This window comes from Carnobacterium sp. (assembly GCF_032094055.1).
Lineage (GTDB): Bacteria > Bacillota > Bacilli > Lactobacillales > Carnobacteriaceae > Carnobacterium_A.
In genome coordinates, this window is the sequence record NZ_DAMDAK010000018.1 from 15,266 (window position 1) to 18,744 (window position 3,479).

Below are 3,479 nucleotides of genomic sequence, written 5' to 3' on the forward strand. Positions count from 1 at the left end.
CGACTAATTACTTTTTAACTGTAAAAACTACTTAATTTATACACATAAAAAAGCTGACAGTACACTACTGTTCAGCTTTTTTACTTTGACGACTCAGTTCTTTTAAATAATCGAATACTTTTTCTTCGTCTTCTAGTGGATAGCCCAATTGTTCAGCTATATTTTGACTCACTTCTTTAAAAAGAGCACAACTAGTGAATAAGGCTTCCCACATGTGGTCTATTTGTCCGTCTGCATATGTTTTTAGCCATTTCTCCCACAGTTCTTCTGTCGTATAACGTTGCAAATACTTGCCGAATTTACCAATACTGACCGAAAAATTGGTCTCTACTCCAACTTGCCAGCTCATTGCTAGCAGCAGCATTTCTCTGACCGGTCCTTCCATCATCGTTTTAGCATATAGCAGTTCTTTACGACACAATCCTTTTGTGACATTTGTCATACACCACCAAAACTCATTAGCGCAATCGTTCAGCTTTTCTGCTGAAGGCTTCTTGACCAGATAATCTGTGTCTTCAGCAGGCGGCAGCGGATCAATAAGACCCTCTTTATCTAACAAAATTATGCTCAATCGGTCTTGTTTGGCTAGCTCGTTGGCTGTTTCTATCGGTGCAAGTGTTAAATCAATTCGGTTGCCATCTTCAAACAACATTAAATAGGAAAATAGCCCTTGTCTCTCCAGTTCAGGCAGAAAAAGCGTCATTGCATCCGGCATTTGCAACATAATGCGTTTTCCAAAAACATCGACCCATGCATGGTTTCGAGTGAAAGCTTCCACCTCTGACACAAAATAAACAATATCATAATCTTGGTACTGATCTCTGGGCACATGCGGATTGACCCGCGAACCGTTCATCATCACTGCCCGGATCCGCTCGTCTTCTTCGGCTCTTCTCAGAATTAAATGAAGCATTTCTTTCTCAGTCCGCAAATCATTCTCTCCCTTCTATTTTTTCACTTCATAATGTAATTCAACAAATTGGTTGTACTGTTTGGTTTGTTTTAACGACAATTCCAAATGGTAATCATCCGGTTTGAATAGCGGTATCCCTTTTCCAATCACTACTGGAGCAACAGTGATTCGCATTTCATCGATCAGCTTTTCTTTTAGAAAAGAGCGGATCAATTCTCCGCCACCCGCTAACCAAATATTCTTACCATGCTGATTTTTAAGCTTTTTCACAAAGCTTGGGATATCTTCTTGAACGAACACAACAGATGAATCAGGCGTATGCGCTGTTGTCGAAAAAACATAACACTCTTTGCCTTGATAAGGAAACTCAGATCCTCTTCCCATATGTTCTAAAATCCATTCATAGGTTCTTCTGCCCATTAAAACTGTATCAATAGTTTCATAAAACTCAGTGTAGCCATTGTCGCCTTCTCCTTCGACTTTAAACAGCCATTCCAGTGTATCTTCTTCTGTTGCGATATAACCGTCTAAACTCATTGCAATAAACAAGACTACTTTACGTTGATCCTCCATAATGGTTAGCTCCTCCTGTCTTTTCATTTAGTCTACTACTCTTGTTAGATTCAACGTTTAGTCGAATTTAGTTTGCTTTAAATACCATTTCAAATTCTTCGCAGACAACCGGAATCGTTTCGTTAAACTCCAATCCTTTTGCTTGGTATTCTTTTGAAAAGAAGTCCTGATGCACTTCTTTCCAATAAGTCAGAGAACGGTCGCCTTCTCCTTCTTTGAAAGCCTGTTCTTTCGTCACTTCATTATAAGGTACAACATACACATTAGTTGTCTGAGTAATGCAAACAGCTTGTCCCTTATCATCTAATATAACATTCCATTCCCCTACTTTTGGTAAAGGATCATTTTCTAAAGCATATAACTCATATGCAGAAGCAGTGGCTGTTTTTACGCCTTTTACTGTCAAACCAGCTAACTCATCCGCCGCTGCTCCATAACTCCACGCTTGGTAATCTGCTGATTGGTGTTCTGGGTATTGTTCACTAAATACATTCCATAATTGTTTCGCATCCATTGTAGGCTTCTCTTCTTTCTTAATTTAAATGACTTGCTTCATTCCTCTATTCTACTTATCATAATGGATTGAAAGGCGTTACACAATTGATTTTCTAATAAATAAGCGGTACTAACATATGTTTTGCTTAACCTAAATAAATGAGTTACAGTAAAACAAAGAAAAAGTTTTTAACTCACTGACCAGTAACACTTAACTTAAAGGAGGATTATCTATGTATCAAGACTTATCAGAAAAAGTTGCAGTGGTTACAGGAGGTTCTAAAGGTATCGGAAATGCCATTGCCAGACGTCTAGCAGCAGAAAATATGGCTGTGGTCATCAACTATCATAGCGATAAAGAAGGAGCTGAAGAAACCGTTGCAGAGTTAGAAAAAGCAGGTGGAAAAGCTGTGGCGGTTCACGCTGATGTAGGAACTGAAGAAGGGACACAAGCTCTATTGGATGCAGCTGTTTCCAACTTTGGCGACTTAGATCTTTGGGTAAACAATGCTGGAATGGAGAATCAAGTCTCCACACATGAATTAAGTTTGGAAGACTGGAATAAAGTCATTAATGTAAACTTGACCGGTGTCTTCCTTGGTTCTAAAGCAGCTATCAATTACTTTTTAAAAGCAGGAAAAAAAGGGAACATTATCAATTTGTCATCCGTCCATGAAGTCATTCCTTGGCCAACTTTTGCACACTATACTGCTAGCAAAGGCGGCGTAAAAATGTTCACTAAAACCATTGCCATGGAATACGCACACAAAGGTATTCGGGTGAATGCTATTGCTCCAGGAGCCATCAAAACCCCTATTAATGCTGAAAAATTTAACAACCCAAAAGAAAAAGAGACTACTTTAAACATGATCCCAATAAATTCTCTCGGTGAACCGGAAGATGTAGCAGCAGCTGCTGCATGGCTAGCTTCTACTGAATCTAAATACGTTACAGGAACGAGCTTATTTGTTGACGGCGGCATGTCACTGTATCCATCATTTGAAGAAGGAAAAGGCTAAATTAATAAAAAAATCCAGTTGCTAAGGACATAAGTCCTAGCAACTGGATTTTTTGCTTATAATTTGAAATGACTGACCATTTGACTCAAGTTTTCAGCCAATGTTGCTAAGTGTTCTGAATTACCAGACACTTCTTCCATCGAACTGCTGATTTGTTGAGAAGCTGCTGATGTTTCTTCCACTCCGGCTGCTGACTCTTGAGAAACAGCAGCAATTTCTTCAATCGAGCCGTTCATAATTTCGCTGTTAGCTGCAATACTTTCCAAGTTGCTGGAAATGCTTTGAATGTCACTGACCATACTGGTAACGGATTGGCTGATTTTATTGAACGTTTGCCCTGTTGTATTGATTTGAGCGGTACCTTCTTCAACTTCAGCATAACCGTTTTGCAAGGAGTCGCTGACTTTCTTTGATTCAGCTTGGATCGTTGTGACAAACCCTGTGATATCAGCAATGGAAACAGCGACTTGTTCAGCCAA

The 3,479-nt window shown here is 39.3% G+C and carries 5 protein-coding genes; 1 reads left to right on the forward strand and 4 read right to left on the reverse strand.

Features of this window, described 5'->3' with window-relative positions; translation table 11 throughout:
- Positions 1–64: 64 nt before the first annotated feature.
- The 3 genes from RT405_RS04465 to RT405_RS04475 form a co-directional block, all read right to left on the reverse strand.
- A complete protein-coding gene (locus RT405_RS04465) occupies positions 65–931 on the reverse strand; it encodes an aminoglycoside 6-adenylyltransferase (RefSeq protein WP_313467919.1) in 867 nt (288 codons plus the stop codon).
- Positions 932–946: 15 nt separating this feature from the next.
- Entirely contained in the window at positions 947–1,486 is a 540-nt protein-coding gene (locus RT405_RS04470; RefSeq protein WP_313467921.1) for a dihydrofolate reductase family protein, read from the reverse strand.
- Positions 1,487–1,553: 67 nt separating this feature from the next.
- Positions 1,554–2,000, reverse strand: coding sequence for an ASCH domain-containing protein (locus tag RT405_RS04475; protein ID WP_313467923.1), 447 nt, complete (start codon positions 1,998–2,000; stop codon positions 1,554–1,556).
- Between the two features lie 214 nt (positions 2,001–2,214).
- Between RT405_RS04475 and RT405_RS04480 the strand changes: the two genes are divergently transcribed.
- Complete coding sequence (locus RT405_RS04480) at positions 2,215–3,000, forward strand: glucose-1-dehydrogenase (RefSeq protein WP_313467925.1); 786 nt, start codon at positions 2,215–2,217, stop codon at positions 2,998–3,000.
- Positions 3,001–3,056: 56 nt separating this feature from the next.
- Here the strand turns inward: RT405_RS04480 and RT405_RS04485 are convergent.
- The coding region (locus tag RT405_RS04485) for a methyl-accepting chemotaxis protein (protein ID WP_313467927.1) at positions 3,057–3,479 on the reverse strand (423 nt) is incomplete at its 5' end.